Below are 24,959 nucleotides of genomic sequence, written 5' to 3' on the forward strand. Positions count from 1 at the left end.
AAGACCCACAAGACCCACAAGATCCACAATGAGGAAAAATCGACAATGAAATTCGCAAGGACTTTGGCCGCTATTGCCCTGTTGGGCTCGGCAGGCGCCGCGCAAGCGCACTTTGTTTGGTTGGAACGCACTGCCGAGGGTCCGGCCAAGGCGTACTTTGGCGAGTGGGCCGATGACCTGCGCGAAAAGCGCGATGGCTTGTTGGGCAAAGTCCTGGTGTCGCCGGTGGTGACGGCAGCCGATGGCAAGACGCTGAAGGCATCGGCCGAAGGCGCCGACTTCGTTGAATTCGCAGCCGCTGGCAAGGGCGACGTCCGCCTGGCTCAGCCCATTCAATTCAAAGACACGCTGGTGAAGTACGGCGCCAAGGCCGGCCGCGCGGATACGCAAGGCAAGCTGGATCTGGAACTCGTCCCCACCGCCGCAGACGCCAACACCTTCGTGCTGCAATTCCAGGGCAAGCCGCTGGCCAAGACCGAAGTCACCGTGTTCGGCCCGCCGAAGTGGGAAAAGCGTTTCTACAGTGATGAAAATGGCCGCATCGAAATCACGACGCCGTGGCCCGGCCAGTACGTGCTGGAAGCCGCGCACGTCGAAGAGAAGGCGGGCGAGGCTGATGGCAAGTCCTACGCCAAGATCCGCTACGTTTCCACCCTGACCTTCAACGTGTCCAAGTGAAAGCTCCCGCAGCCGGCGCAGGCATGATGCGCTATCGAATGGCCGTATTTTCCAGGGCGGCTGCGGCCATCCTGGGCGGCTATGCCCTCGCCTCGGCGGCTGCGGCTTGCCTGGCCGTCTGGCTGCCCATGGGGCGGGCGGACGCCGTCACCACGGCGCAGATGTTGTCCTTCGTGGTCTACGCCTGTGGCGTGATCTGGGTGTTCGCCACGCGCAACGCCTGGCGCGCCTGGGCGGGCATCCTGATCCCTGCCGCCGTGCTGGGCGCGTTGTTCCTGGCCGGCCGCACGATGGGGGTGGCATGAAGGCAGGCAAAGCCCGCGCGCAAGGCGAAGAAGGCCTGCGCCAGTCCATGTCCTGGTTGCATACCTGGGCGGGGCTTATTTTTGGCTGGGTGTTGTTCGCGATGTTCCTGACGGGTTCGCTCGCGTTTTTCCGGCCCGAGATCACGCGCTGGATGCAGCCGGAAATTCAGGTGCAGGCCCTGCCTGCCGTGCAAGCCGTGGAGATGGCGCAACGCTATCTGAATGACAATGCGCCGGACGCCAAGCGCTGGTTCATCACGCCGCCCACCGCTCGCGAACCGCTGACGCTGCTGCTGTACCAGGTTGCCAAGCCCAAGCCGGGCGAGCGCGGTTTCGTGCGCGTGAAGCTGGATCAGAACGGGCAGGAAGTCAAAGGCCGGGAAACACGCGGCGGCGAGTTCTTCTACCGCTTCCATTTCGAATTGGAAACCGCGTACCCGTGGGGGCGCTGGCTGGCCAGCATCGCGGGCATGTTCATGCTGGTGGCGATCATCAGCGGCATCATCACGCACAAAAAGATATTCACCGATTTCTTTACCTTCCGCCCTAAAAAGGGTGGGCAGCGCGCCTGGATGGACGGCCATAACGTGCTGTCGGTATTGGGGCTGCCGTTTCATCTGATGATCACCTTCAGCGGCCTGATGCTGTTCATGGTGATGCTGATGCCGGCCGGCATCAACGCCGTCTACGAGAATCCGCGCCAATACACGGACGACGTTTTCAAATCGTTCAAGGTCACGCCGCCGCTGAATCAGCCCGCCCCGCTGCTGCCGATTGCGCCGCTGCTTGAGCAGGCGCAGCAACACTGGCAGGGCCGCGTCGGCCGCGTCACCGTCAATAACCCGGGCGACGCCGGCGCCACCGTGACGATGGTGCGCGACGCCGCCGATGGCGTGTCGTATGGGCGCTTGGCGCCGTACATGCGTTTTGATGGCGTGACTGGGAAGTACCTGGAAGGCGAGGATGACCTTAGCGGCACCGTGCAGACGGCCGGCACCATCATCGGCCTGCATCTGGGCTTGTTTGCTGAACCGCTGTTGCGCTGGTTCTACTTTGTGGTCAGCCTTGCTGGCACCGGCATGGTCGGCACGGGGCTGGTGCTCTGGATCGCCAAGCGCCGTCAGAAGGCGCGTCCGGGCGATGCCCGCGAAGCTTTTTCGCTGCGTCTGGTCGATGGCCTGAACGCAGGCACGATCGCGGGCGTGGTCTTTGGCGTGGCTGCATTTTTCCTGGCCAACCGCCTGCTGCCCGCTGAGATGCCCGGCCGCCAACTCTGGGAAGTGCGCGCGTTCTTTTCGGCGTGGGCGCTGTCGCTGGTCTATGCCTTCGTGTTCCAACGCCGCAAATGGCAAGACCTGCTGGCCGTGGCGGCTGCCGCGATGGCCTTGGTGCCGGTCGTCAATGCGTTGACCACGTCGCGTCACCTGGGCGTGTCGCTGCCGCAGGGCGATTGGGTGATGGCCGGTTTTGACCTGACCTGCCTGGCCACGGCGCTGTTGTTCGCCTGGATGGCGCGCAAGGCGGCGCGGGCCCGCAAGGCGCCTGCGACGCAGCCGGCACGCGCTGCCGCCAAGCCGCGCGCTGCCGCCAAGCCGCACGCGGAAAAAGGGGCTGCCGCTGCGCCTGCCGCTGCCGCTGCCGCCGCGCCCGCCGCCTCCACCCGGCACCCGTCTTCCCCCGTTGCCGAGGCGCCCGTGACGAAGTCCGCCCCCAGTGCCGTCGTTTATGAACCGCGAGGTGATACGCCATGACGCTTGCCGCCTTCTGCCTGGCCTACGCGGGGTTTTCCGCCCTGTGCCTGGGCATGGACCGCCACTACGAAGATCTGTTCGACCGGGCCATGCCCCGGCGTCATCGGGTGCCGTTGCGCGCGTTCGGCTGGATCGCGCTGGCCTTATCGCTATGCGCGTCAGCCGCGGTGTGGGGCTGGAGCTACGGCACGGTCGAGTGGATCGGCATCCTCAGCATTGCCGGCCTGCTGCTGATCTGGTTCCTGACCTTCCGCCCGCGCGCCGCGCTGACCACGGGCGGGGTGTGCGCCCTGGCGGCGCCGCTCTTGGCGGTGCTGTAAGTTCGCCGGCCGGCTCGGGTTGCGCCGAGCCAGCCCTGACCGAGCCCCGCTGAGCCATTCCACGCATCCCGGCGACGAAGACGCCCGCCCGACGGCTGGGCGCTCCGGCACGTTACACTGCTCGTTTCCCCTAGCAAACGCCTCTTCGCCCCATGAATACCCGCGTCCTTACTGGCATTACCACCACTGGCACCCCCCACCTTGGCAACTATGCGGGCGCTATCCGGCCCGCCGTGCAGGCCAGTACGCAGCCCGGCGTGGACGCATTCTTTTTTCTGGCGGACTATCACGCGCTGATCAAGTGCGATGATCCGGCGCGTGTCGCGCGTTCCCGCCTGGAAATCGCGGCGACCTGGCTGGCCGTGGGCCTGGACCACGATCGTGTCACGTTCTATCGCCAGTCCGACATTCCTGAAATTCCCGAACTCAGCTGGCTCCTGACCTGCGTCACGGCCAAGGGCCTGATGAACCGCGCGCACGCCTACAAGGCGTCGGTGGACCAGAACGTGGCCAAGGGCGTGGAGCCCGACGACGGCGTCACGATGGGCTTGTTCTCGTATCCGATCCTGATGGCCGCGGACATCCTGATGTTCAACGCGAACCGCGTGCCGGTCGGCCGCGATCAGATCCAGCATCTGGAAATGGCGCGCGACATCGCCCAGCGCTTCAACCACCTGTACGGCCGTGATTACTTCACGCTGCCCGAAGTGGTGATCGAGGAAGACGTGGCGACCTTGCCCGGCCTGGATGGCCGCAAGATGTCCAAGAGCTACAACAACACCATTCCGTTGTTCGAAGGCGGCGCAAAGGCGCTGCGCGCGTCGGTGATGCGCATCGTGACCGATTCGCGTGAACCCGGCGAACCCAAGGACGCCGAGAGCTCGCACCTGTACACGCTGTACCGCGCATTCGCCACGCACGAGCAATCGGCGGCGTTCCGCAAGCAGTTGGAAGAGGGCATGGGTTGGGGCGACGCCAAACAGGCGCTGTACGAGCATCTGGAAAACCTGCTTGCGCCGATGCGCGAGAAGTACGTTGACCTGATCGCCAACCCCGGCCGCATCGAAGACATTCTGCAAGCCGGCGCCGCCAAGGCGCGCACGCTGGCGCTGCCGCTGATGCAGGAACTGCGCGAGGCCGTGGGCCTGCGCAACCTGAACGCGGGCGCCACGGCGGGCAAGGCGCAGGGCAAAAAGGAAAAGGGCAAGGGCGCGCGCTTCGTCAGCTTCCGCGATGAAGACGGCGCTTTCCGCTTCCGCCTTCTGGCTGCCGATGGCGAAGAGCTGCTGTTGTCGCCGGGCTTTGCCAATCCGAAGGACGCGGGCGGCTTGATGCAAACGCTGAAGTCCGATCCCTCGGACGCGGTGCTGACGGGCCTGCTGCAAGGGGCTGACACGGCCGCGGCTGGGGATGTGGACCCCGTCCTGTTGGGCCGCGTGCGCGACGCGCTGGTGTCGATGTCTCAGGAATAAAAGGGATAGCGGGGCGGTGTGGCGGCATCATGCGCCGCTGCACGCGCCGCCCGCTCAGGCTGGATTACGACGCGGTATGGGATACGGTCCCATCCGCGTCGTTTCACATTCAGGCTGCGCGTGCGTTCGCGTTGGCGACGATGCGGCCATCGCGCACCTGGAAACGCTGGGCGTTGCCCTGGCCCGCGATCTCCAGCATGTCGCCTTCCGAATAGCCCGTGACGTTCGGGCAGTCGAGCCATTCCGGGTTGATGAACGGAAAGTACTTCAGCGTGCCGCTGCCCTGGCTGACGAAGTCGAAGGTTGTGTTGGCGACCACTTCGGGGTCCCATTGGCTGGCGTCGAATACCAGCGCGCAGCCCGCGCCGATGCGGTACACGATGCTGGCGCCCATGCTGGCGAAACCCAGCGCGCCCACATGCAGCTGCGCGCCGTTCTGCAATTCGATGATGCGGGTGCCCAGGCGTTCCAACGTGATGTGCTTGAAGGTGACTTCCGCGCCATCAACGATCAGGTGCGCATATTGGCCCAGCGTGACTTCGCTGTAGGCGCCGCCCGCGCCGGCTTCTTTTTCGGTGATCGTTGCCGCTTCATTGGCGGCAAGCGTAATGGTATTGCGCATGACGAATCGCTCTCCGGGCTTTCAGGGTAGGGGCGCTTTTTTTGGATTTCTTGCCTGATAGACGGTTCGCGCCGCGGTTCGCCTGATCATGGATGTTTGTGCCTGCCGAGTTCCCCAACGCCACCGGCTTTTATTATTTGGACACAATTCGATATTTTCCCTTATTTTTAGATTGCTTGATTGAGGGAGCGCAAGGAAATCGCCAATCTAAGGGAAAGTCCTAAGCTAAAGAAAAAGCCCGGCGCATGCGATGCGCCGGGCTTTTTGATGAGCGGTGAATCTTCGGGAATCAGCGCTTGAGCTTGGCGAAGGCGTCGGCCATCGCGCTGTTCATGCCGCCTGCGGCAGCGCCTGCGTTGCCGCGGCCGCCATCGCTTTGCGAACGGCGCGGGCGGTCACCGCCCTTGGGCGCGTCGCCGCTGCGGCGAGCCGGGGCAGCGGTGTCGTTCAGGCGCATGGTCAGCGCGACGCGTTTGCGCGCGGCGTCCACTTCCAGCACCTTCACGCTGACCGTCTGGCCCACGCGCACCACATCACGCGGGTCCTTCACGAACTTTTCGGCCAGCGCCGAAATGTGGACCAGGCCGTCCTGGTGCACGCCGATGTCAACGAACGCGCCGAAGTTGGCCACGTTGGTCACGACGCCTTCCAGGATCATGCCCGGGTACAGGTCGTTCAGCGTTTCCACGCCTTCCTTGAACTGCGCGGTCTTGAACTCGGGGCGCGGATCGCGGCCGGGCTTTTCCAGTTCGGCGAAGATGTCGCGCACCGTGGGCAAGCCGAAACGCTCGTCGGTGAAGTCGGACGGCGACACGCCTTTCAGGGCTTCGCGCTGGCCGATGATCTGCTTCACTTCCGCCTTGATCTTGGCGACGATGCGCTCGACCACGGGATAGGCTTCGGGGTGAACCGACGACGCATCCAGCGGGTTGTCGCCGTTGGGAATGCGCAGGAAGCCGGCGGCCTGTTCGAAGGCCTTTTCGCCAAAGCGCGGCACTTTGCGCAGGATTTCACGCGTGGGGAACGCGCCGTTCTCGTCGCGCCAGGCCACGATGTTCTTGGCCAGCAGCGAGTTCAACCCGGACACGCGAGCCAGCAACGCAGCCGATGCCGTGTTGACGTCCACACCCACCGCGTTCACGCAATCTTCGACCACGGCGTCCAGCGAACGCGCCAGCTCGCGCTGGTTGACGTCGTGCTGGTACTGACCCACGCCGATCGCCTTGGGATCGATCTTGACCAATTCGGCCAGCGGGTCTTGCAAGCGGCGGGCGATGGACACGGCGCCGCGCAGCGTCACGTCCAGGTCGGGGAATTCCAGGGCGGCGGTTTCCGATGCGGAATACACCGACGCGCCGGCCTCGGAGACCACCACGCGGGTGACCTTCAGGTCGGGGAAGCGTTCCATCATGTCGCCCACCAGCTTCTCGCTTTCGCGCGATGCGGTGCCGTTACCGATGGCGATCAGGTCCACCTTGTGGCGCGCCACCAGCGCGGCCAGCGTGTTGATCGTGCCTTCACGGTCGCGGCGCGGTTCGAAGGGGTAGACGGTGGTGGTGTCGACGACCTTGCCGGTCTGGTCGATCACGGCAATCTTGCAGCCCGTGCGGATGCCCGGGTCCAGGCCCAGCACGGCCTTGGGGCCGGCAGGCGCGGCCAGCAGCAAGTCTTTCAAGTTGGCGGCGAACACGCGAATGGCTTCGGCTTCGCCGCTTTCGCGCAGGCGGCCGATCAGTTCGCTTTCGAATGCCGTCAGCAGCTTCACGCGCCAGGTCCAGCGGCAGACTTCGCCCAGCCAGCGGGCGCGCGGCGTGGCGTCCAGCGCGAACAGGCCGTTGCCCAGCTTCAGGAAGTTGGCGATGCGCGCCACGCACGGGTGCGGCAGTTGCGCTTCCAGCTCGGCTTCCAGGCCCAGACGCAGTTCCAGCACGCCTTGCTGGCGGCCGCGCAGCAGCGCCAGGATGCGGTGCGAGGGCAGCGTGCGCAGCGGCTCGTTGAAGTCGAACCAGTCGCGGAAGTTGGCGCCCTCGGTTTCCTTGCCGTCGATCATCTTGGAGTAGATCAGGCCGGTGGACCACAGGTGCTCGCGCATGTCGGCCAGCAGGTCCGCGTTTTCCGCGTAGCGCTCGGCCAGGATGTCGCGCGCGCCGTCCAGCGCCGCCTTGGCGTCGTTGATCGACGCTTCGGGGTTCAGGTACTGCGCGGCCAGCACGGCGGGGTCGCAGGCAAGGTCCGCCAGGATGGCGTCGGCCAGCGGTTCCAGACCGGCCTCGCGGGCGATCTGGGCGCGGGTGCGGCGCTTGGGCTTGTACGGCGCGTACAAGTCTTCCAGGCGCTGCTTGGTGTCAGCCGTGGCGATTTCCTGCTGGAGCTCGGGCGTGAGCTTGCCCTGCTGCGAGATGGATTCAAGGATCGAGCCGCGGCGCTCTTCGAGTTCGCGCAGGTAACCCAGGCGCACTTCCAGATTGCGCAGCACGGTATCGTCCAGGCCGCCAGTGGCTTCCTTGCGATAGCGAGAGATAAACGGCACGGTGGCGCCGTCATCCAGCAGTTCCACCGCCGAAGCGATCTGGGAGGCGCGCGCGCCGAGCTCGGTGGCGAGCTGCGCGACGATGCGGGCGTTGTCGACGCCGGCGGCGACGTTCGTGATAGCGGAAGTTTCAGACATCTCTATACGACGACAAAAAGGAAAAACAAGGGGCGGATTGTGCCATAAGCCACTGTTACAGAACGTGTGAGGGTGGACCGATCTGTCCCTGCGCGAGCCGGATCAGGCGGCTGCACCGAGTATCATTTGGTCCTTTCCCACATCAGTGTCTGGCGGCCGTACCGTATGGGTACCGGTATCTCCGAAGACGCCGACTGACACTAGGCTGCCGTAATGCTGGACCTGGATATATCCGAATTTTTTGACGAGGACGGGCCGCTGGCCACGGCCATGCCCGGCTACAAGCCACGCCCTTCGCAGGTGGAATTGTCGCAGGCGATTGGCGACGCCATTCAAGACCGCGCCACGCTGGTGGCCGAAGCCGGCACCGGTATCGGCAAAACCTGGGCTTACCTTGTACCCGCCTTCATTCAGGGCGGCAAGGTGCTGATTTCCACCGGTACCCGCACGCTGCAAGACCAGTTATTTGCGCGAGACCTGCCGCGCGTGCGCGCGGCGTTGGCCGCACCGGTCACGGCCGCGTTGCTCAAGGGCCGCGGCAATTACGTCTGCCACTATCACCTGGAACGCTTGCAGGGCGACGAACGCGCCTTGAAGTCGCGCACCGAAATCCAGCAATTGCGCCAGATTCAGGTGTTCGCCGGCATCACCAAAACAGGCGACCGCAGCGATCTTGCGCAGGTGCCTGAAGACGCCGACATCTGGCAGCGCGTGACGTCCACGCGCGAAAACTGTCTGGGCCAGGAATGCCCGCGCATCCGCGACTGTTTCGTCGTGAAGGCGCGCCGGCAGGCGCAGGAAGCTGACGTCGTGGTCGTCAACCATGCGCTCTTCATGGCCGACCTGGTGTTGCGCGAAGAGGGCGTGACCGATCTGCTGCCAGAAGCCGACACCGTCATCTTCGACGAAGCGCATCAGTTGCCCGACACGGCCACGCGCTTTCTGGGCAGCAGCGTGTCCACCCACCAACTGATGGACTTTGGCCGCGCGCTGGAAGTGGCGGGGTTGGCGTATGCCCGCGAGGCCGCCAAATGGAGCGACGTCAGCCGGCATCTGGAAACCGCCGCGCGCGAACTGCGCCTGGTCTGTGCGCCGCTTGACCGCATGCCGGGCCGCAAGGCCACGTTCGACGCCATTCCCAACCCCGAGGAATTCGACGAGGCCCTATTGGCCTTACGCGAAGCCGTGGATACGGCCACCAAGGCCTTGGGCGTGGTCGCGGAAAAACACCCTGACCTGATGGCGGCCGCGCGCATCGGCGCCGAGATCTCGGTACGGCTCAAGCGCTGGGCCACGCCCGGCCGTGCGGATGCCGGGTTTGCCGACGAAGGGTGGGGCCGGGACGATCAAGCCCCCGAGCCGGCCGCCGCTGACGCCATCGCTGCGCTGGGCGACGGGGCGTCCACGCCTGCGGCCATTCTGGAAGGCGTGGCCGCCGCAGCCGAACAATGGACGGGGCCCGCGGTGCGCTGGGTCGAACACGGCCAGCACCATGTCCGCCTGCATTCGGCGCCGTTGTCGGTGGCGCAGGCTTTCTCGAAATACCGCAAGCCGGGTCAGGCCTGGATCATGACGTCGGCCACGCTGTCGGTGAATGGCGAGTTCCATCATTTCACCAGTCAGCTGGGGTTGGAAAAGGCGCGCACGGGCAAGTGGGAGTCGCCGTTCAATTACCCGGAACAGGCCCTGCTGTTCGTGCCGCGCGGCATGCCCGAGCCGCAGTCGCCGCAGTTTCTTGACCGCTTCGTCGACACGCTGATGCCGTTGCTGGAAGCCAGCCCCGGCGGCACGCTGGTGCTGTGCACGACCTTGCGCGCCGTGGAGAAGGTGGCGACCTTGCTAGCCGATGCCTTTGACGATGCTGGCCATGATTGGCCGCTGCTCAAGCAAGGCGAAGGCACGCGCCGGGACCTGCTTGACCGCTTCTGCAAGCTCAAGCATCCGGTGCTGGTGGGTAGCGCCAGCTTCTGGGAAGGCATCGACCTGCCCGGCGATGTGCTGACGTTGGTGGCCATTGATAAGCTGCCATTCGCGCCGCCCGATGATCCTGTCATCGAAGCCCGGCTGCGGGCTTGCCGGGCCCAAGGCGGCAATCCGTTTTCGGAATACCAATTGCCCGAAGCCGCCATTTCGCTCAAGCAGGGCGCGGGCCGGCTGATTCGTACCGAGTCGGATTGGGGTGTGCTGATGGTGGGCGATGCGCGTCTGGTGGAAAAGCCTTACGGCAAACGCCTGTGGCGCGGGTTGCCGCCCTTTGCGCGAACGCGCGAACTGGAAGAGGTGCTGGCGTTCTATCGCCGCAAGCAAGAGGGCGGGGAAGACCAAGACCAAGACCAAGACTAAGACCAAGACTAAGACCAAGGCTAAGGCCAAGGCTAAGACTAAGACCAAGACCAAGACCAAGACCAAGACCAAGGCTAAGACCAAGGCTAAGACCAAGGCCGATGCCCACCCGGTTAAAAAAAAGCTCCTCGAATAATTCGAGGAGCTTTTTCTTTTCCCATGCGGGGAAGGCGGAGCAGCTGACGGATCAGTCGAACGGGTTCCACCAGCTGCGATCCGCCTGCAGACCCTTGGTCTTGAAGTCGCTGTTGGGGTAGTTCTTGTCGTACACGCGCTGCGCATCGTTCTTCAGTTCGGTCATGCCCAGCTTGTCGTAGGACGAGACCATCAAGTACAGCGCTTCTTCGGTGGCGGGGGCGCCTTCGAAGTCGGTGATGACGGTTTGCGCACGGTTGGCGGCGGCCACGTAGGCGCCGCGCTCGTAGTAATAACGGGCGACGTGCACTTCGTTCATGGCGATGGTGTTGACCAGCCACGCCACTCGCTTTTCGGCATCTACGGTGTACTTGCTATCCGGGTAGCGCTTGATCAGCTCGTTGAACGCATCGTAAGACGCGCGCAAGCCCTTGGGGTCGCGTTCGGCCGGGTCCTGGCCCGTGATGTTGGTCATGAAGGCGCTGGCCGGCGTGAAGTTGATCAGGCCCTTCAGGTACAGCGCGTAGTCGGTGCCGGGGTGGTTGGGGTAGAGCTGCTGGAAGCGGTCAATGGCGGCCAGGGCTTGTTCGTTTTCGCCGTCTTTCCAGTTGACGTAGGCCAGTTCAAGCAGGGCTTGCTGGGCATAGACGCCGAAGGGGTAGCGGCTTTCGATGGCGGTCAGGCGCTCGCGCGCTTCTTTCCAACCGCCCGAGGACATTTCGGACTTGGCGTCAGCGTAAAGCTGTTCGGCGCTCCAGTTGGTGGTCTTGTCGTACTTGCTGTTGGTCGAGCCGCAACCGGCGATGACGATGACGGCAAATAGCGCGATAACCACGCGCAAAACCGGCCCGCTTCGGGATGCGGGGTTCGAGGGAGCTGCGGAGTGGTGAATCACGAGAATCGTATCCTTGGTGTTAGCATGGCAGGCTGATTATATGATTTGTCTCCATGTCTGATACAGCCGCCGGCACAGATCTCGTTTCCGACGACGAACTCCTGGGCCTTCCTGACGAAAATGCGGACGGAAATCCCGGGGAAAACCGGGGTGAACCGCAACTTGTAACGGTTCCTTCCAGCACCAAGGCCGATCGGCTCGACAAGGTTCTGGCCGGGCTGATGCCCGACCATTCCCGCAGCCGCCTGCAAGGCTGGATCGAATCCGGCAATGTGCACGTGAACGGCGCACCCGGCAAGATCCGCCAGACGGTGGGCCCCGGCGACGAGCTGCTGGTATGGGCCCAGCCCGCCCCCGACGCCCGCGCCTTCACGCCCGAACCCGTTGAATTCACCGTGGTGGGCGAAAGCCCCGACTGGATCGTCGTGAACAAGCCTGCCGGCCTGGTCACGCATCCGGGCGCGGGCAACTGGAGCGGTACGCTGCTCAACGGCCTGCTTTACCGCTACCCGGAATTGGCGGCCGTGGCGCGTGCCGGCATTGTTCACAGGCTGGACAAGGACACCTCCGGACTCATGGTCGTGGCCCGCAACGAGAAGGCCCAGACGCATCTGGTGCGCCAGTTGCAGGCACGCAGCATGGGCCGCGAATACGTGGCCCTGGCCCATGGCTGGGTCGCAAACGGTGGCCGTGTTGAGCGCGCCATTGGCCGCGATTCCCGCGTGCCCATCCGCATGAGCGTCGAGCGCCCCGTGGCGCCCAAGCCCGCCATTACCAATTACGCACCGGTCCGCCGTGGCCAGGTTGACCCCGGCGGCCGCGTCACGGAAGTGGTGTGCCGCCTGGAAACGGGGCGCACCCACCAGATTCGCGTGCACATGGCCAGCCTGGGCCACCCGCTGCTGGCCGACACCATCTATGGCGGCAAGAACATCGCGGGGGCGCAGCGCCAGATGCTGCACGCCCGCGCCCTGCATTTCGATGATCCGGGCGGCAACGGTGAAGTCCAATTCGCCGCCGCCGTGCCCGCTGACATGACCCTGGTCCAGGAAAGCATTGCATGGAACGCGTGATCGCCAGCCTGCCTGTCGTAACCGGCCCCCAGTGGGCCGGTGTGAATTATTTCTGCACGACACGCGCGGGCGGCGTGGGCGTGGCCCCGCATGACACCCTGAACCTGGGGCGCCGCGCGGGCGACAACCCCGACACCGTGGCCGAGAACCGCCGCCGCGTGCGCGCCGCCGTGCCGGCCGAGCCGCTGTGGTTGCGCCAAGTCCATGGCAGCGAAGTCGTGGACGCGGACGCGATGGATGCGGCAGGCGAACCTGCGGCGGGCGAACCCGCGGCAGGCGAACCTGCGGCAGGCGAACCTGCGGCGGGCGAACCTGCGGCGGGCGAACCCGCGGCAGGCGAACCTGCGGCAAGTGAACCTGCGGCAGGCGAACCCGCGGCAGGCGAATCCACGACGGGCGCGCCCGCGCAGGATGAACCTGCCGTGGACGCCAGCGTCACGACGCAGCCGGGCCGCGTGCTGGCCGTCATGGTGGCTGATTGCCTGCCCGTCGTCATTACCGATTCCAAAGGCCAGGTGCTGGGCGCGGCGCACGCCGGCTGGCGCGGCCTGTCGGGCGGCGTGCTGGAAAACACATTGGCCGCCATGCGGGCCAAGGCGCCGCAGGCCGAAGGCTGGCGCGCTTGGGTGGGCCCCGGCATCGGCCCGCAACATTTCGAAGTGGGCCAAGACGTGCTGGATGCGTTCACGGCCGATGATCCCGCCACGGCGCGTTACTTCACGCCGCGCCCGGGGCTATCGGGAAAGTGGCTGGCCGACCTCGCCGGATTGGCCGATTTCCGCCTGCGCCGCGCCGGGGTACAAGAGGTGGCGTTAAGCGGCTTGTGTACCGTATCGGCCTCGGATCGCTTCTTCTCTTATCGGCGCGACGGCGAAACCGGACGCATGGCATTGCTGGCCTGGCTCGACCCGGTTTGATCTTGCGCAAGGCCGGCAGGCGGGGTTGAGTCCTACCCTGATTGCCTCCTTGTATACCCGCATTGACAGTCCTGGACCCGGAATGCAACATCAATCGAGCAGTGTCGATAACAAGGTGTCGAAGTGAACGCCAATCTCTCCGCAGGACCCATTCCGGTGAGCGTGGCACCGGAAATCCTGGCCGACATTCAGGCCGAATTCTCTCGCGAGTGGCAGCGCCTTTGCGACGATGCCCGACGCGGCGCGCTTGCGCCCCTGGCTGACCGCCGCTTCGCCGGCGACGCCTGGTCCGCCAATAGCTCCCATCTGCTGATGGCGCACACGTATTTGCTGTCGGCGCGCGCCATGCAGCGCATGGTTGACGCCGCCCAGGTCAGCGAACCCATGCGCAACCGCCTGCGCTTTTCCATCATGCAATGGGTGGATGCGCTGTCGCCGTCGAACTTCCTGGCGCTGAATCCGGACGCCCAGCAATCCATCGTCGAAAGCGCGGGCCGCGCGCTGAACGAAGGGCTGGCGAACCTGCTGGGCGACGTCAAGAAAGGCCGCATCACGCAAACCGACGAATCGCAGTTCGAGATCGGCCGCAACGTGGCGGTGACGCCCGGCGAAGTGGTTTACGAGAACACGCTGTTCCAGCTGATCCAGTACACGCCGTCGACCGCCACGGTGCACGAACGCCCGCTGGTGATCGTGCCGCCGAACATCAATAAGTTCTACATCCTGGATCTGCAGCCCGAGAATTCCTTCGTGCGTCACGCGGTGGAGCAGGGCTTTACGGTGTTCCTGGTGTCGTGGCGCAACCCGGTAGCAAGCGACACCGACGGCATCGACCGCGCCACCTGGTCCGACTACCTGGACAACGCCGTGCTGCAAGCGCTGCGGGTGGCCAGCGACATCACCAAGCAACCCAAGGTCAATGCGCTGGGCTTCTGCGTGGGCGGCACGATGCTGGCTTCCGCGCTGGCGCTGGCTGAAGCGCGCGGCGAGCATCCGGTGGCCTCGCTGACGTTGCTGACGTCGCTGCTTGATTTCCACGACACGGGCATCCTGAATGTCTTCGTGGACGAAGCGCACGCGTTGCTGCGCGACCATCAATTAGGCAACGGCGGGTTGATGCCCGGCCGCGACCTGGCCACCACGTTCTCGTTCCTGCGGCCCAATGAGCTGGTCTGGAACTACGTGGTCGGCAACTATCTGAAGGGCCAAAAGCCGCCCCCGTTCGATCTGCTGTTCTGGAATGGCGACAGCACCAATCTGCCGGGTCCGTTCTTTTCCTGGTACTTCCGCAATACCTATCTTGAAAACAATCTGAAGGTGCCGGGCCGCGCGCAAGCCGCCGGCATGCCGCTGGACCTGACGCGCCTGACGATGCCGGCGTACATCTTCGGGTCACGCGAAGACCATATCGTGCCTTGGGTGTCGGCCTACGCGTCCACGCAGCTGCTGCGCGGACCGCAACGCTTCGTGCTGGGGGCCTCGGGCCACATCGCGGGCGTGGTCAATCCGCCGGCCAAGAAACGCCGCAGCTATTGGGTGGCGGACGGGCTGGGCAAGCAGGGGCACGACGACATGCCCGGCGACCCCAATGCCTGGTTCGCACAAGCGGCCGAGCACGCGGGCAGCTGGTGGCCCGATTGGACAGACTGGCTGTCGCAGCATTCGGGCAAGCAGGTCAAGGCGCGTACAAAATTAGGCAATGCCAAGCACCAGCCGATCGAGCCGGCGCCTGGCAGGTATGTGAAGGTCCGGGCAGCCTGAAACCGCCCAGCGCGGTTGGCCCAGGCCAATAAGAAAGTTAATCAACGAGGCGTCCGTCGCACACAGGAGGAAGTCCAATGAGCGGAAAACTGGCTTACGTAACAGGCGGGATGGGCGGTATCGGCACCTCTATTTGCCAGCGCTTGGCCAAGGATGGCTTTCGCGTGGTGGCAGGTTGCGGCCCCAGCCGCAATTACCAGCAATGGCTGGATGAGCAGGCAGCACAGGGCTACACGTTCTACGCATCGGTGGGCAACGTGTCGGATTGGGATTCCACGGTAAAGGCTTTCGAGAAAGTCACCGCGGACCTCGGCCCGGTCGATGTGCTGGTCAACAACGCGGGCATCACCCGCGATGGGCTGTTCCGCAAAATGAGCGCCGATGATTGGCGCGCTGTGATCGACACCAACCTGAACAGCCTCTTCAACGTGACCAAGCAGGTCATTGAAGGCATGGTTGAACGGCAGTGGGGCCGCATCGTCAACATCAGCTCGGTGAATGGTCAGAAGGGCCAGTTCGGCCAGACCAACTATTCCACGGCTAAGGCCGGCATCCATGGTTTCACCATGGCGCTGGCGCAGGAAGTGGCTAGCAAGGGCGTCACGGTCAATACGATCTCGCCGGGCTATATCGGCACGGACATGGTTCGCGCCATCCGTCCCGAAGTGCTGGAAAAGATTGTGGCCACCATTCCGGTGCGCCGCTTGGGCACGCCCGAGGAAATCGCTTCCATGACGTCGTGGCTGGCTTCTGATGAGTCGGGTTTTTCGACGGGCGCAGACTTCTCGCTCAACGGCGGCCTGCACATGGGCTGATGCTGGCAAGCGGGGCCGCCGTGGGCGGCCTCAGGCGCCGGAAGGCCTCGGGGAGAGGGCCTTCCGGCATTACACTCCACCTTATTCGAAGTCTAAGAGATCGCCCGATCCGGGGACACACATGACGCAAGCACAAACCGGCGCCAGCCTGCGCCTGATTAAAAAGTACCCCAACCGTCGCCTATACGACACCCGGACCAGCACCTACATCACTCTGGCAGATGTCAAGCAACTGGTTCTGGCCAATGAAGAATTCCAGGTTGTCGACGCCAAGAGCGGCGAAGACCTGACCCGCAGCATTCTCTTGCAGATCATTCTGGAAGAGGAAAGCGGCGGCATGCCCATGTTCTCGTCGAACATGCTGTCGCAGATCATCCGTTTCTATGGTCATGCCATGCAGGGCATCATGGGTTCTTATCTTGAGAAGAACATCCAGGCCTTCATGGAAATCCAGACGCGCATGGCCGAGCAGTCCAAGGGCCTGTACGGCAGCCAGTTCGGGCCCGAGGCCTGGACGCAGTTCATGAACGTGCAGACGCCCATGCTGCAGAACATGATGAACAACTACATCGATCAGAGCAAAAACCTGTTCGTGCAGATGCAGGATCAGATGCAGGACCAAACGCGCGCGATGTTCTCGACCTTCCCGTTCACGCCCGGCAGCACGCCGGGCACGGGCACGGGTACGGGCCGCAAGTAGCCCGACATCCGTTCGTTCAAAAGCCGGTGTGGCAACAGCCCCGCCGGCTTTTTTGTGGCCTGCCGCCGTTTGAGCAAACGCAATAATCCGCCCCTTTTGGGGTCCCATGGTTCAGGGATATGTCAGTTTTTTTCGTTACATTAATGAAAACGGTTCTTGTTTAGCTTCTTAGAACCGCCATTCATTTGTGTCTCAAGGATTATGCACATGATCAAGAAAGCCTTGGCGCTGGCCATCGTCGCTCTGAGCGTGTCTGCCGCCAACGCGGCCGAATACCCCATCGGCAAGCCGGTTGAAAAGGGCGGCATGGAAATTGGCGCGGTGTATCTGCAGCCGATCGAAATGGACCCGCCCGGCATGATGCGCGCCGCCAAGGATTCCGATGTGCACCTTGAGGCCGACATCCACGCCACCGCCGGCAACAAGACGGGCTTTCCGGAAGGCGAATGGGTGCCGTACCTGGTCGTGAACTTCGAGATCCAGAAAGTCGGCAGCCAGAACGTGCAGAAGGGCACCTTCATGCCCATGGTCGCCAACGACGGCCCGCACTATGGCGACAACGTCAAGCTGGAAGGCCCGGGCAAGTACAAGCTGAAGTACACGATCCTGCCGCCGTCCGAAAACAAAATGGCCCACTTCGGCCGCCACATCGACAAGGAAACCGGTGTGGGTCCGTGGTTCGAGCCGTTCGAACTGGAATATGAATTCGTCTACGCCGGTACCGGCAAGAAGGGCGGTTACTGATCGTGCGCCGCCTGCTTAACGGAGTTGCCGCGCTGCTGATCGGCCTGGCCGGTGTTGCCGGCATGGCGCCTGCGCAGGCGGATGAACTGCCGACGTTCACACTCAGGTTCAAGCCGGACGGCACGTTCGAGCCGGCCACCCTGGAAGTGCCCGCCGGCCGTTTCAAGATTGAACTCATCAACGAAAGCAACGAGCCGGTGGAATTCGAAAGCATTCCGCTGCGCAAGGAAAAAGTCCTGGGACCCGGGGTGAAATCCTTTGTGGTGATCACCATTTCGCGTCCCGGCGAGTATCCCTTCTTTGATGACTTTCACCAAAGCGTGAAAGGCACCCTGGTCGTCAAGCCCAAGGAATAAGCGGTAGCTATACATGGAACAAGTCCTCTTTATCGTCTGGCGTGAAAGCGTCGAAGCCTTGCTCGTGGTGGGTATTTTGTACACCTGGCTGCGTTCTACGCCCGAAGGCAAGCGGGGGCTGAACTATCTGTGGGGCGGCGTTGCGGCGGGTCTGGCGCTGGCCGTGGCCTTGGCGCTGGTGCTGCTGGGCGTGTCGTCCTGGCTCAGCGACGAAGGGCAGGAATGGTTCCAGGCCATCATGTCGCTGGCGGCATGCGCACTGGTCGTGCAGATGGTTGTATGGATGAAGAAGCACGGGCGCACGCTGAAAGGCGAGCTTGAAAGCGGGGCGCGCAGTTCGGTTGCCAATGACAACTGGTGGGGCCTGTTTGTGCTGGTCGCCATTGCGGTTGCCCGCGAAGGCAGCGAAACCGTGGTGTTCCTGTACGGCACCGTGTCGGCGGGCGAAGGCGGCAGCGACATGCTGAAGCTGGCGCTGGCCGGTGTGGCGGGCTTTGCCGTGGCGCTGCTGACGTTCTGGCTGTTGCAGCTGGGCGGCAAGCTGATTACGTGGCGCCGGTTCTTCCGCGTGACCGAAATTCTGCTGTTGCTGCTGGCCGGCTCGCTGCTTGTGGGCGGCCTGGACCATCTGATTTCGCTGGATGTCTTGCCCACCATCATCGACCCCGTGTGGGACAGCTCGTGGCTCTTGAGCGACAGCACTGGCGTGGGCAAGGTCCTGGCCGACTTCGCCGGCTACCGCGCGTTGCCCGCCCTGATCTCGGTGTTGTTGTGGGTGGCTTACTGGATTGTGGTCTGGGCGCTGTTGCGCTGGGTGGGCAACAAGCCCGTCCGCGCGCCGGCCGCCGCTCGGAGCGCGTCCTGATTCCGGTTTGATGCCGGACTGAACAATGAAGGTTTGACCATGGCAGCTGTACTCGGGAGGGTGACCTCCCGGATCGCCGACTTTCTTCGTGACCATGCCCCGCTGTTGCGCAAGCTGCAGTGGGGCATTGTTGCGATGTACGCGTTCCTGTTGATCGTGCCTGTGCTCCTGCCGTTGCCGGACAACACGGCATCGGTGTTCAACAATCTGACGATCGTTGCGCAGTTCGCCTTTTGGGGCGTCTGGTGGCCGTTCGTGCTGATCTCCATGCCAATTCTGGGCCGCGCCTGGTGTGGCTGGCTGTGTCCCGAAGGCATGCTGACCGAATGGGCCAGCGAGCGGGGCCAGGGCCGCGCCATTCCCAAATGGATGCGGTGGGGCGGCTGGCCGTTCGTGGCCTTTGCGCTGACTACGATCTATGGCCAGCTTGTCAGCGTCTACCAATATCCGCTGGCCGTGCTGGCGGTGCTGGGCGGCTCGACCGTCGCCGCCATGATCGTCGGCTGGCGCTATGGCCGCAGCAAGCGCGTGTGGTGCAAGTACCTTTGCCCGGTCAACGGCGTGTTCAATCTGCTGGCCAAGCTGGCGCCCTGGCACTTCAAGGTTGACGAAGAAAAGTGGCGTCACCCGGTCATCCGCATTGAACCCATCAACTGTGCGCCGCTGGTGCCCCTTCGTCACATGAAGGGCGCCGGCGACTGTCACATGTGCGGGCGTTGCAGCGGCTACCGCGGCGCCATCGAGCTGACCGCGCGTTCGCCCGAAGAAGAAATCGTGAACGTGGCCGACGGCGACGGCTGGCAGACCGCCTTGCTGTGCTTTGGCCTGATGGGCATTGCGATCGGCGCCTTCCTCTGGAGCGCCAGCCCCTGGTTCGTGACGGCCAAGCAATGGGCCGCAACCTGGCTGGTCGAGCACGACATCATGTGGCCGTTGATGGACAACGCGCCCTGGTTCATCTTGACCCACTACCCGGACGTGAACGACAGCTTCTCGTGGCTGGACGGTGCAGGCATTCTGATGTTCGTCGTCGGCGCAACCATCGTGGTGGGCGGCTCAAGCTTCCTGTCACTGTGGCTCGCCGACCGCCTGGCGCCCGCCGCAATGGAAGCAGACGCCCGGGCGACTGGCTGGATTCGCCCCGGCGTGCACAAGCTTGCGCAGGCGCTGATTCCGTCGGCTGGCATCGGCGTGTTCCTGGGCTTGTCGGCCACCACCGTCAACCTGCTCAAGCACGAAGGGGTGCAAGCCGCGTGGGCCGGCCCCGTGCGTTTCACCTTGCTGACGCTTGCCGTGTTGTGGACCTTGCGTCTCTTCGCGCGCCTGCTCACACAGCGTCAAACCCGCGGCTGGCGCATGGCTGCGGCCTGGCTGGTGCTGGTGGCGGGCCTGGCGCCGTTCTGCATGGCCTGGGTGTTTTTCTTTGCAATCTGGTAAGAACCGCTTGATAGCCTGAGGCCGGGCGCTGCGATACAGTGGAAGGCTGCGCCGGACTGGCCGGCGGCCTTCTTCTACACGCTTCTTCATGACTTCTTACGCGTTTCGCCTGCTCAACGTTTTCGCGTCTACCCCCTTCAGCGGCAACCAGCTGTGCGTGTTCGAAGACGCGCGCGGCTTGGACGACGCCACCATGCTGAATCTGGCGGCCCAGTTCAATCTTTCCGAAACCACCTTCATCCTGCCGTCCGAACAGGCGGATGCGCACGTGCGCATCTTCACGCCAGGCTACGAAATGAAGTTCGCGGGGCACCCCACCATCGGCACCTCGCAAGTGGTGCGCGATCTGCGCCAAACCGGCGATGCATTGACGCTCGAATTCAAGGCCGGCGTCGTGCCCGTGCAAGCCAGTGGCGATACCTGGACCTTCACGGCTCCATGCCCCGGTGGCGTGCGCACCGCGCCGCCTGAAATGGACCGTGCCGAGATCGCCGGCCTGATCGGCCTGAACGCCGATGACCTGCTGGGCGATCCCATCTGGGTCGACACCGGCGCTGACCAACTGCTGGTGCCGCTGGCCAGCGTTGATGCCGTGCGCCGTGCTGCTCCCGATTCGTCAAAGCTGAACCGCTGGCAAGTCAGCAGCCTGGGCCGCAAGACCCTATATGTGTTCGCCTTCGACGAAGGCAATGTGCAAGACGAACGCCAGATCGTCGTGGCCCGCTACTTCTTCGCCAAGGCGGGCGGCGGCGTGGACGAAGATGCCGGCACGGGTTCGGCCTGCGCGAATCTGGGCGGCTGGCTGATTCACCAGAAGCGTCCCTTGCCCGCCCGCATCCTGGTCGAGCAGGGTGATCAGATGGGCCGGCCCTGCCGCTTGCTGCTTGATGTGCTGGCTGATGGCCGCATCCAGGTGGGCGGCCGCGCATTGGAGATCGGGCGGGGCACCGTCACCCTCTAAGCCCATCAACGATTCCGGTCAGCCAAAAAAAACGGCGCCCGTGTCAGACACGGGCGCCGTTTGGCTCTCTAGGCCTCAGTATGGAATGCGGCCTTGCTTACTTCTTGTTCTTGGCCGGGTCGACCTTGATGTTGTTCATCACTTGCTTCACGCCTTCCACGCCACGGGTGACGGTGGCTGCGTGATCGGCTTCGGCTGCGGTGCCGACGGTACCCGTCAGGGTGGCGACGCCGTTGTTGGTTTCCACTGCAATGTCCAGCGCGCTCAATTGCTTGTCGGCAACGAAGGCGGCCTTGACCTTCGTCGTGACCGTCGCGTCAGAGGCGTACTCGCCCACGGACTGCTTCGGCTTGCCGTCATCGGCCGCAAATGCCATGGAAGTGAAGACAGCGCCCGTACCCAGTGCGGCGGCGGCGATCAGCTTGCGAATTTCCATAGTCGTGCTCCTTATTTTCGTATTGTCTGGCGCGGTGATGGTTCATGCGCCAGACGTTCAATATTCGTGTTGGGTATCCGTGCTATCTGCGTGTTCTATTTCTTTCGAAGAGCGCCGCTCAAGATGGACAAGAGCGCCAGCACCAGGAAGACAAAGAACAGGATCTTGGCGATACCCGCGGCCCCGGCGGCAATGCCGCCAAAGCCGAGAACCGCCGCGATGATCGCGATGACGAAGAAAACTACGGCGTAATGCAACATGTCAGCTTCTCCAGAAGTTTCGACCGATCAAGGCGGGGCAGGAATCAGGGATTGCGGTCGAAGAAATCCCGGACTTCCTTCTGAGCATCTTCCTTGGTCTTGCCATAACGCTCCTGGATCAAGCCAGCCAGGCGTTCGGCGTTGCCTTCCGTACGGGTCAACTCGTCGTCGGTGAGTTCACCCCAGGCCGCTTTGGCCTTGCCGGTCAGTTGCTTCCACTTGCCGGCGATGATGTCGTTATTCATGGTGACCTCTCTTTGTCTGCGTGCGACACAAGGCTTATGGCCTATAAGTCCTGCATTCGCGGTTGAGTTGGACACTGATCAGCTAGCCCCTACCGTACGAGTCGGCCATAGGGGCTGTCAAACCTGGCTGTGGGTAAATGTAACCGCCGAATTGGCCCCCCGCAGCCCGGTTTTTCGACGGAAATCGGCAGCCGAAGAATGCCGCTCAAGAGTTACATTCCCGCAATGTTTTGTCCCCTTTTGAGCGGGGCTAGTAACGGGAGATACGGGGTTTTTGCGCGATATTCGCCCTGGCCGATGGGGGTGCGCCCCGGTATAGTCGTGACGGAACTCGTCGAGGTTCATCAACAGGAAAGGGAGAGGGTACGCATGACGCAACGACTTTGCAGCGCAATCTTGCTGGCGCTGGCCGCCATGGCGGCAGTAGGGTGCACGCACGTGACGGATCGGTATCAGGCCACGGCACCCGCAGTGGTGACGCCAAGCACGTAAGGGGGCTGCCAGGTAGGTGTGCTGCCAGATAGGTGTGCTGCTAGGTAGGGGCTGAAAGATTGGGCCAATCATGCAAACGGGGCGCCTGAGCGCCCCGTTTGCATTGCCGTCGCCGCAGTCAGGCTGCGGCCGCGGGGTCAGCCCTGCGCGATACGCTGCGCAATGTGCTCCAGCGCCTCTTCCACCTGGTCCACCAGGATCAGGCACAGATCGCCGGCCGACAGCCGACCCAGCGCGGTATCGATGGCCAGGAACTCGCCATGGATCTCTTCGATATGCTGGGTGCGCGGCGCGCCGACCAGGCCTTCTTGCAGCAACGCCAGCACTTCGCCATCGGCGCGGCCACGTTGGCATTGGTCCTGATACAGCAGCACGTCGTCAAACGCCGCGCCAAGGATTTCGGTCTGCATGCGGATGTCTTCATCGCGGCGGTCGCCCGCCCCGCTGATGACCACCGACCGGCGCTTGGCGGGCATGGCGTCCACCGCGCGCACCAGGGCCAGAATGGCGTCGGGGTTGTGGCCGTAGTCCGCAATCACCGTGGCCCCGCGGTAGTCGAACACGTTGAAGCGGCCGGGGGCCGTCTGCGCGTCGTTGACGAAGGTGGCCAGGCCACGGCGAACGATGTCCCAATCCAGGTTCAACGCCCAAGCAGCGGCAATCGACGCCATGGCGTTTTCGACCTGGAACGTGATCGTGCCGTTGCGCGTCAGCGGAATCTCGGCAAGCGGAAAACGGGTTTCTTCCGCACCCTGGGCCGCCACGATGGCGTCGCCATCGCGATACACCGACCGCAGGCCCTGCGCGCGATGCGTCGCCAACACCGGGTGATTGCGGTCTTCGGCGAAGTAGGTGATCGAACCCGGGCAGCTGGACGCCATCTCGGCCACGATCGGGTCGGCGGCATTCAACACCGCCGTGCCGGACGGATGCACATGCTGGACGATGACGCGCTTGACGACCGCCAGGTCTTCCACCGTGCTGATATAGCCCAGGCCCAGGTGGTCGCCCATGCCGATGTTCGTGACGATAGCCACATTGCAGCGGTCAAACGCCAAGCCTTCGCGCAGGATGCCGCCGCGCGCCGTTTCGAACACGGCGGCGTCGACGTCGGGGTGCATGAGCACGCTGCGGGCGCTGCGCGGGCCGCTGCAATCACCCGTGTCGATACGCAGGTTGTCTACGTAGACGCCGTCGGAATTCGTCATGCCAACGCGGTTGCCGGCCGTGCCCAGAATGTGGGCGGTCAGGCGCACCGTGGTCGTCTTGCCGTTGGTGCCGGCCACGGCCACGACCGGAATCCGGCCGTCGTCGCCGTCGGCGTACATGTTGGCGATGATGGCCTCGCCCACCGGGCGGCCCTTGCCGAACGAGGGGTTCAAGTGCATGCGCAGGCCGGGCGCGGCGTTCACTTCCACCACGCCGCCGTGCTGCTCTTCAAGCGGGTAGTGCACGCTTTGCGCCACCACGTCCACGCCGCAGATATCCAGGCCGATCATGCGGGCAGCCGACACGGCGCGCGCGGCCATCTCGGGGTGCACTTCGTCGGTCACGTCGGTGGCCGAGCCGCCCGTGCTCAGGTTGGCGTTATTGCGCAGGAAGATCAGCGTGCCGGGAGGCGGCACGGAATCGGCGTCGAAGCCCTGCTTTTTCAGCGTGGCCAACGCAATGTCGTCAAAGCGGATCTTGGTCAGTGACGTTGCGTGCCCATCGCCACGCAAGGGGTCGGCGTTGACCTGGTCCACCAGTTGGCGGATGGTCTGCTGGCCGTCGCCCGTGACTTGCGGCGGGTCGCGGCGCGATGCCGCCACCAGCGCGCCGCCCACCACCAGCAAACGGAAATCGTGGCCGGGAATATAGCGTTCAACGATGACTTCCGAGCTGATTTCTTCGGCCACTTCAAAGGCCTGGATCACACGCTCGCGCGTCTCGATGTTGACCGCCACGCCGCGCCCCTGGCTGCCGTCGCGCGGCTTGACGACCACGGGGCCGTTCAATTCCTGCGCGGCTTCCCAGGCTTCTTCAGCCGTGGTCACGGAACGGCCCATCGGCACCGGCACGCCGGCGGCGTCCAGCAGCATCTTGGTCAGGTCTTTGTCTTGTGCGATCGATTCCGAGATGGCGCTGGTCAGGTCGGTTTCGGCGGCCTGGATGCGGCGCTGCTTGCTGCCCCAGCCAAACTGCACCATGCTGCCTTGCGTCAGGCGGCGGAACGGAATATTGCGCACGACGGCCGCGTTCACGATGGCCCCGGTGCTGGGTCCCAGGCGCACGTCTTCGTCCAGTTCGCGCAGGCGCTTGAGCGCGTCAGCCAGGTCGAACGGCGTGTCATCCAACGCGGCGCGCACGAGCTGCTGCGCCAGGTCCATCGCCAGCAGGCCGACTTCTTCTTCGCTGTATTCGACAACGACCTGGAACACGCCGGGCTCGATGGTCGAGTGCGTGCGGCCGAAGGTGACGGGGCAGCCGGCGTGCGCCTGCATCGTCAACGCTACGATCTGCAAAACGTGGGCAATCGACACGGCGTCTTGATGGCCTTCCGGGCGCATCAGCCCCATCTGTGGCAGGCGTGCGCGCAGGCGGGCTTCGAACTCGGGCAGGTTGTCGATGGAGCACTCGGCGTCGGCGCACGAAACAATGGCCTCGATCGCGGTGTTCTTGCTCCACAGATTGGGGCCGCGCAGGGCCCGGATACGGGAAACTTCCAT

General features: G+C 63.9%; 23 protein-coding genes and 3 pseudogenes. 19 read left to right on the forward strand and 7 right to left on the reverse strand.

The window, feature by feature from the left end; genetic code table 11:
- Window positions 1-45: 45 nt before the first annotated feature.
- The 5 genes from HV765_RS10020 to HV765_RS10040 all read left to right on the forward strand — a co-directional run bounded on the left by HV765_RS10020 (window position 46) and on the right by HV765_RS10040 (window position 4,526).
- A complete protein-coding gene (locus HV765_RS10020) occupies window positions 46-678 on the forward strand; it encodes a DUF4198 domain-containing protein (RefSeq protein ID WP_054423835.1) in 633 nt (210 codons plus the stop codon).
- Window positions 679-701: 23 nt separating this feature from the next.
- Window positions 702-983 (forward strand): DUF3649 domain-containing protein, encoded by a 282-nt coding sequence (locus tag HV765_RS10025; protein WP_175169648.1) that lies wholly within the window; start codon window positions 702-704, stop codon window positions 981-983.
- Window positions 980-2,734: a PepSY-associated TM helix domain-containing protein gene (locus tag HV765_RS10030; protein ID WP_175169649.1), complete on the forward strand. Its 1,755-nt coding sequence runs from the start codon at window positions 980-982 to the stop codon at window positions 2,732-2,734. Before HV765_RS10025 ends, HV765_RS10030 begins: the two co-directional genes overlap by 4 nt.
- Window positions 2,731-3,054, forward strand: a complete 324-nt coding sequence (locus tag HV765_RS10035) for a DUF3325 domain-containing protein (RefSeq protein ID WP_054423829.1) — start codon at window positions 2,731-2,733, stop codon at window positions 3,052-3,054. Before HV765_RS10030 ends, HV765_RS10035 begins: the two co-directional genes overlap by 4 nt.
- A gap of 152 nt (window positions 3,055-3,206) precedes the next feature.
- Window positions 3,207-4,526, forward strand: coding sequence for a tryptophan--tRNA ligase (locus HV765_RS10040; RefSeq protein WP_054423828.1), 1,320 nt, complete (start codon window positions 3,207-3,209; stop codon window positions 4,524-4,526).
- A gap of 109 nt (window positions 4,527-4,635) precedes the next feature.
- Here HV765_RS10040 and HV765_RS10045 read toward each other — a convergent pair whose 3' ends face one another.
- Both HV765_RS10045 and tex read right to left on the reverse strand, forming a co-directional pair.
- Window positions 4,636-5,148, reverse strand: coding sequence for a hypothetical protein (locus HV765_RS10045; RefSeq protein WP_175169650.1), 513 nt, complete (start codon window positions 5,146-5,148; stop codon window positions 4,636-4,638).
- A 289-nt stretch (window positions 5,149-5,437) separates the two neighbouring features.
- Window positions 5,438-7,816, reverse strand: a complete 2,379-nt coding sequence (gene tex / locus HV765_RS10050; protein WP_175169651.1) for an RNA-binding transcriptional accessory protein Tex — start codon at window positions 7,814-7,816, stop codon at window positions 5,438-5,440.
- A gap of 213 nt (window positions 7,817-8,029) precedes the next feature.
- Between tex and HV765_RS10055 the strand changes: the two genes are divergently transcribed.
- Complete coding sequence (locus tag HV765_RS10055; protein ID WP_054423822.1) at window positions 8,030-10,159, forward strand: DNA repair helicase YoaA; 2,130 nt, start codon at window positions 8,030-8,032, stop codon at window positions 10,157-10,159.
- 187 nt (window positions 10,160-10,346) lie between these two features.
- Here HV765_RS10055 and HV765_RS10060 read toward each other — a convergent pair whose 3' ends face one another.
- A complete protein-coding gene (locus HV765_RS10060; protein WP_175169760.1) occupies window positions 10,347-11,135 on the reverse strand; it encodes an outer membrane protein assembly factor BamD in 789 nt (262 codons plus the stop codon).
- A gap of 107 nt (window positions 11,136-11,242) precedes the next feature.
- Here HV765_RS10060 and HV765_RS10065 point away from each other — a divergent pair, with 107 nt between their 5' ends.
- The 12 genes and pseudogenes from HV765_RS10065 (at window position 11,243) to HV765_RS10110 (ending at window position 20,818) form a co-directional block, all read left to right on the forward strand.
- On the forward strand, window positions 11,243-12,262 hold the full coding sequence (locus tag HV765_RS10065) for an RluA family pseudouridine synthase (RefSeq protein ID WP_082387097.1): 1,020 nt from the start codon (window positions 11,243-11,245) through the stop codon (window positions 12,260-12,262).
- A pseudogene (locus HV765_RS32175) lies at window positions 12,250-12,486 on the forward strand (laccase domain-containing protein); the annotation flags it as partial. The gene HV765_RS10065 and the pseudogene HV765_RS32175, both read left to right, overlap by 13 nt.
- A gap of 13 nt (window positions 12,487-12,499) precedes the next feature.
- A pseudogene (locus HV765_RS32180) lies at window positions 12,500-12,550 on the forward strand (hypothetical protein); the annotation flags it as partial.
- A 137-nt stretch (window positions 12,551-12,687) separates the two neighbouring features.
- A pseudogene (locus tag HV765_RS32185) lies at window positions 12,688-13,179 on the forward strand (purine nucleoside phosphorylase YfiH/LACC1 family protein); the annotation flags it as partial.
- A 123-nt stretch (window positions 13,180-13,302) separates the two neighbouring features.
- A complete protein-coding gene (locus HV765_RS10075) occupies window positions 13,303-14,940 on the forward strand; it encodes a PHA/PHB synthase family protein (RefSeq protein WP_054423814.1) in 1,638 nt (545 codons plus the stop codon).
- Between the two features lie 77 nt (window positions 14,941-15,017).
- Window positions 15,018-15,755, forward strand: a complete 738-nt coding sequence (phbB, locus tag HV765_RS10080; RefSeq protein WP_054423812.1) for an acetoacetyl-CoA reductase — start codon at window positions 15,018-15,020, stop codon at window positions 15,753-15,755.
- Window positions 15,756-15,876: 121 nt separating this feature from the next.
- Window positions 15,877-16,455: a polyhydroxyalkanoate synthesis repressor PhaR gene (gene phaR, locus HV765_RS10085; RefSeq protein ID WP_054423809.1), complete on the forward strand. Its 579-nt coding sequence runs from the start codon at window positions 15,877-15,879 to the stop codon at window positions 16,453-16,455.
- A 207-nt stretch (window positions 16,456-16,662) separates the two neighbouring features.
- On the forward strand, window positions 16,663-17,199 hold the full coding sequence (locus tag HV765_RS10090; RefSeq protein ID WP_054423806.1) for an iron transporter: 537 nt from the start codon (window positions 16,663-16,665) through the stop codon (window positions 17,197-17,199).
- 32 nt (window positions 17,200-17,231) lie between these two features.
- Window positions 17,232-17,555: a cupredoxin domain-containing protein gene (locus tag HV765_RS10095; protein ID WP_056322182.1), complete on the forward strand. Its 324-nt coding sequence runs from the start codon at window positions 17,232-17,234 to the stop codon at window positions 17,553-17,555.
- A gap of 13 nt (window positions 17,556-17,568) precedes the next feature.
- Window positions 17,569-18,420: an FTR1 family iron permease gene (locus HV765_RS10100; RefSeq protein WP_054423804.1), complete on the forward strand. Its 852-nt coding sequence runs from the start codon at window positions 17,569-17,571 to the stop codon at window positions 18,418-18,420.
- 39 nt (window positions 18,421-18,459) lie between these two features.
- Window positions 18,460-19,857: a 4Fe-4S binding protein gene (locus HV765_RS10105; protein ID WP_175169653.1), complete on the forward strand. Its 1,398-nt coding sequence runs from the start codon at window positions 18,460-18,462 to the stop codon at window positions 19,855-19,857.
- A gap of 88 nt (window positions 19,858-19,945) precedes the next feature.
- Complete coding sequence (locus tag HV765_RS10110; RefSeq protein WP_175169654.1) at window positions 19,946-20,818, forward strand: PhzF family phenazine biosynthesis protein; 873 nt, start codon at window positions 19,946-19,948, stop codon at window positions 20,816-20,818.
- Window positions 20,819-20,915: 97 nt separating this feature from the next.
- Here the strand turns inward: HV765_RS10110 and HV765_RS10115 are convergent, their stop codons facing one another.
- From HV765_RS10115 to HV765_RS10125, 3 genes are all read right to left on the reverse strand, one after another.
- On the reverse strand, window positions 20,916-21,254 hold the full coding sequence (locus HV765_RS10115) for a BON domain-containing protein (RefSeq protein WP_054423796.1): 339 nt from the start codon (window positions 21,252-21,254) through the stop codon (window positions 20,916-20,918).
- 95 nt (window positions 21,255-21,349) lie between these two features.
- Window positions 21,350-21,514 carry a DUF1328 domain-containing protein gene (locus HV765_RS10120; protein ID WP_006218179.1) on the reverse strand — a complete coding sequence of 55 codons (165 nt, stop codon included), beginning with the start codon at window positions 21,512-21,514 and terminating at the stop codon, window positions 21,350-21,352.
- 44 nt (window positions 21,515-21,558) lie between these two features.
- The gene (locus HV765_RS10125; RefSeq protein ID WP_054423793.1) at window positions 21,559-21,759 is read right to left on the reverse strand and encodes a CsbD family protein; all 201 of its coding nucleotides are present in this window, start codon (window positions 21,757-21,759) and stop codon (window positions 21,559-21,561) included.
- Window positions 21,760-22,128: 369 nt separating this feature from the next.
- Between HV765_RS10125 and HV765_RS32060 the strand changes: the two genes are divergently transcribed.
- Complete coding sequence (locus tag HV765_RS32060) at window positions 22,129-22,251, forward strand: hypothetical protein (protein WP_276325541.1); 123 nt, start codon at window positions 22,129-22,131, stop codon at window positions 22,249-22,251.
- A gap of 137 nt (window positions 22,252-22,388) precedes the next feature.
- On the opposite strand, the gene cphA is transcribed toward HV765_RS32060, so the two are convergent.
- Window positions 22,389-24,959, reverse strand: coding sequence for a cyanophycin synthetase (cphA, locus tag HV765_RS10130; protein WP_175169655.1), 2,571 nt, complete (start codon window positions 24,957-24,959; stop codon window positions 22,389-22,391).

It is taken from the genome of Achromobacter kerstersii, assembly GCF_902859595.1.
GTDB lineage: Bacteria > Pseudomonadota > Gammaproteobacteria > Burkholderiales > Burkholderiaceae_B > Achromobacter > Achromobacter kerstersii.

Bases quoted from the DNA above. Each gene is read 5' to 3' on its own strand.
- HV765_RS10035 (WP_054423829.1), top strand. From the start codon at position 2,731: ATGACGCTTGCCGCCTTCTGCCTGGCCTACGCGGGGTTTTCCGCCCTG.
- HV765_RS10040 (WP_054423828.1), top strand. From the start codon at position 3,207: ATGAATACCCGCGTCCTTACTGGCATTACCACCACTGGCACCCCCCAC.
- HV765_RS10100 (WP_054423804.1), top strand. From the start codon at position 17,569: ATGGAACAAGTCCTCTTTATCGTCTGGCGTGAAAGCGTCGAAGCCTTG.
- HV765_RS10065 (WP_082387097.1), top strand. From the start codon at position 11,243: ATGTCTGATACAGCCGCCGGCACAGATCTCGTTTCCGACGACGAACTC.
- HV765_RS10110 (WP_175169654.1), top strand. From the start codon at position 19,946: ATGACTTCTTACGCGTTTCGCCTGCTCAACGTTTTCGCGTCTACCCCC.
- HV765_RS10105 (WP_175169653.1), top strand. From the start codon at position 18,460: ATGGCAGCTGTACTCGGGAGGGTGACCTCCCGGATCGCCGACTTTCTT.
- HV765_RS10030 (WP_175169649.1), top strand. From the start codon at position 980: ATGAAGGCAGGCAAAGCCCGCGCGCAAGGCGAAGAAGGCCTGCGCCAG.
- HV765_RS10045 (WP_175169650.1), bottom strand. From the start codon at position 5,148: ATGCGCAATACCATTACGCTTGCCGCCAATGAAGCGGCAACGATCACC.
- HV765_RS10125 (WP_054423793.1), bottom strand. From the start codon at position 21,759: ATGAATAACGACATCATCGCCGGCAAGTGGAAGCAACTGACCGGCAAG.
- HV765_RS10115 (WP_054423796.1), bottom strand. From the start codon at position 21,254: ATGGAAATTCGCAAGCTGATCGCCGCCGCCGCACTGGGTACGGGCGCT.
- tex (WP_175169651.1), bottom strand. From the start codon at position 7,816: ATGTCTGAAACTTCCGCTATCACGAACGTCGCCGCCGGCGTCGACAAC.
- HV765_RS10025 (WP_175169648.1), top strand. From the start codon at position 702: ATGATGCGCTATCGAATGGCCGTATTTTCCAGGGCGGCTGCGGCCATC.
- phaR (WP_054423809.1), top strand. From the start codon at position 15,877: ATGACGCAAGCACAAACCGGCGCCAGCCTGCGCCTGATTAAAAAGTAC.
- HV765_RS32060 (WP_276325541.1), top strand. From the start codon at position 22,129: ATGACGCAACGACTTTGCAGCGCAATCTTGCTGGCGCTGGCCGCCATG.
- HV765_RS10055 (WP_054423822.1), top strand. From the start codon at position 8,030: ATGCTGGACCTGGATATATCCGAATTTTTTGACGAGGACGGGCCGCTG.
- HV765_RS10120 (WP_006218179.1), bottom strand. From the start codon at position 21,514: ATGTTGCATTACGCCGTAGTTTTCTTCGTCATCGCGATCATCGCGGCG.
- HV765_RS10020 (WP_054423835.1), top strand. From the start codon at position 46: ATGAAATTCGCAAGGACTTTGGCCGCTATTGCCCTGTTGGGCTCGGCA.
- HV765_RS10090 (WP_054423806.1), top strand. From the start codon at position 16,663: ATGATCAAGAAAGCCTTGGCGCTGGCCATCGTCGCTCTGAGCGTGTCT.
- cphA (WP_175169655.1), bottom strand. From the start codon at position 24,959: ATGGAAGTTTCCCGTATCCGGGCCCTGCGCGGCCCCAATCTGTGGAGC.
- phbB (WP_054423812.1), top strand. From the start codon at position 15,018: ATGAGCGGAAAACTGGCTTACGTAACAGGCGGGATGGGCGGTATCGGC.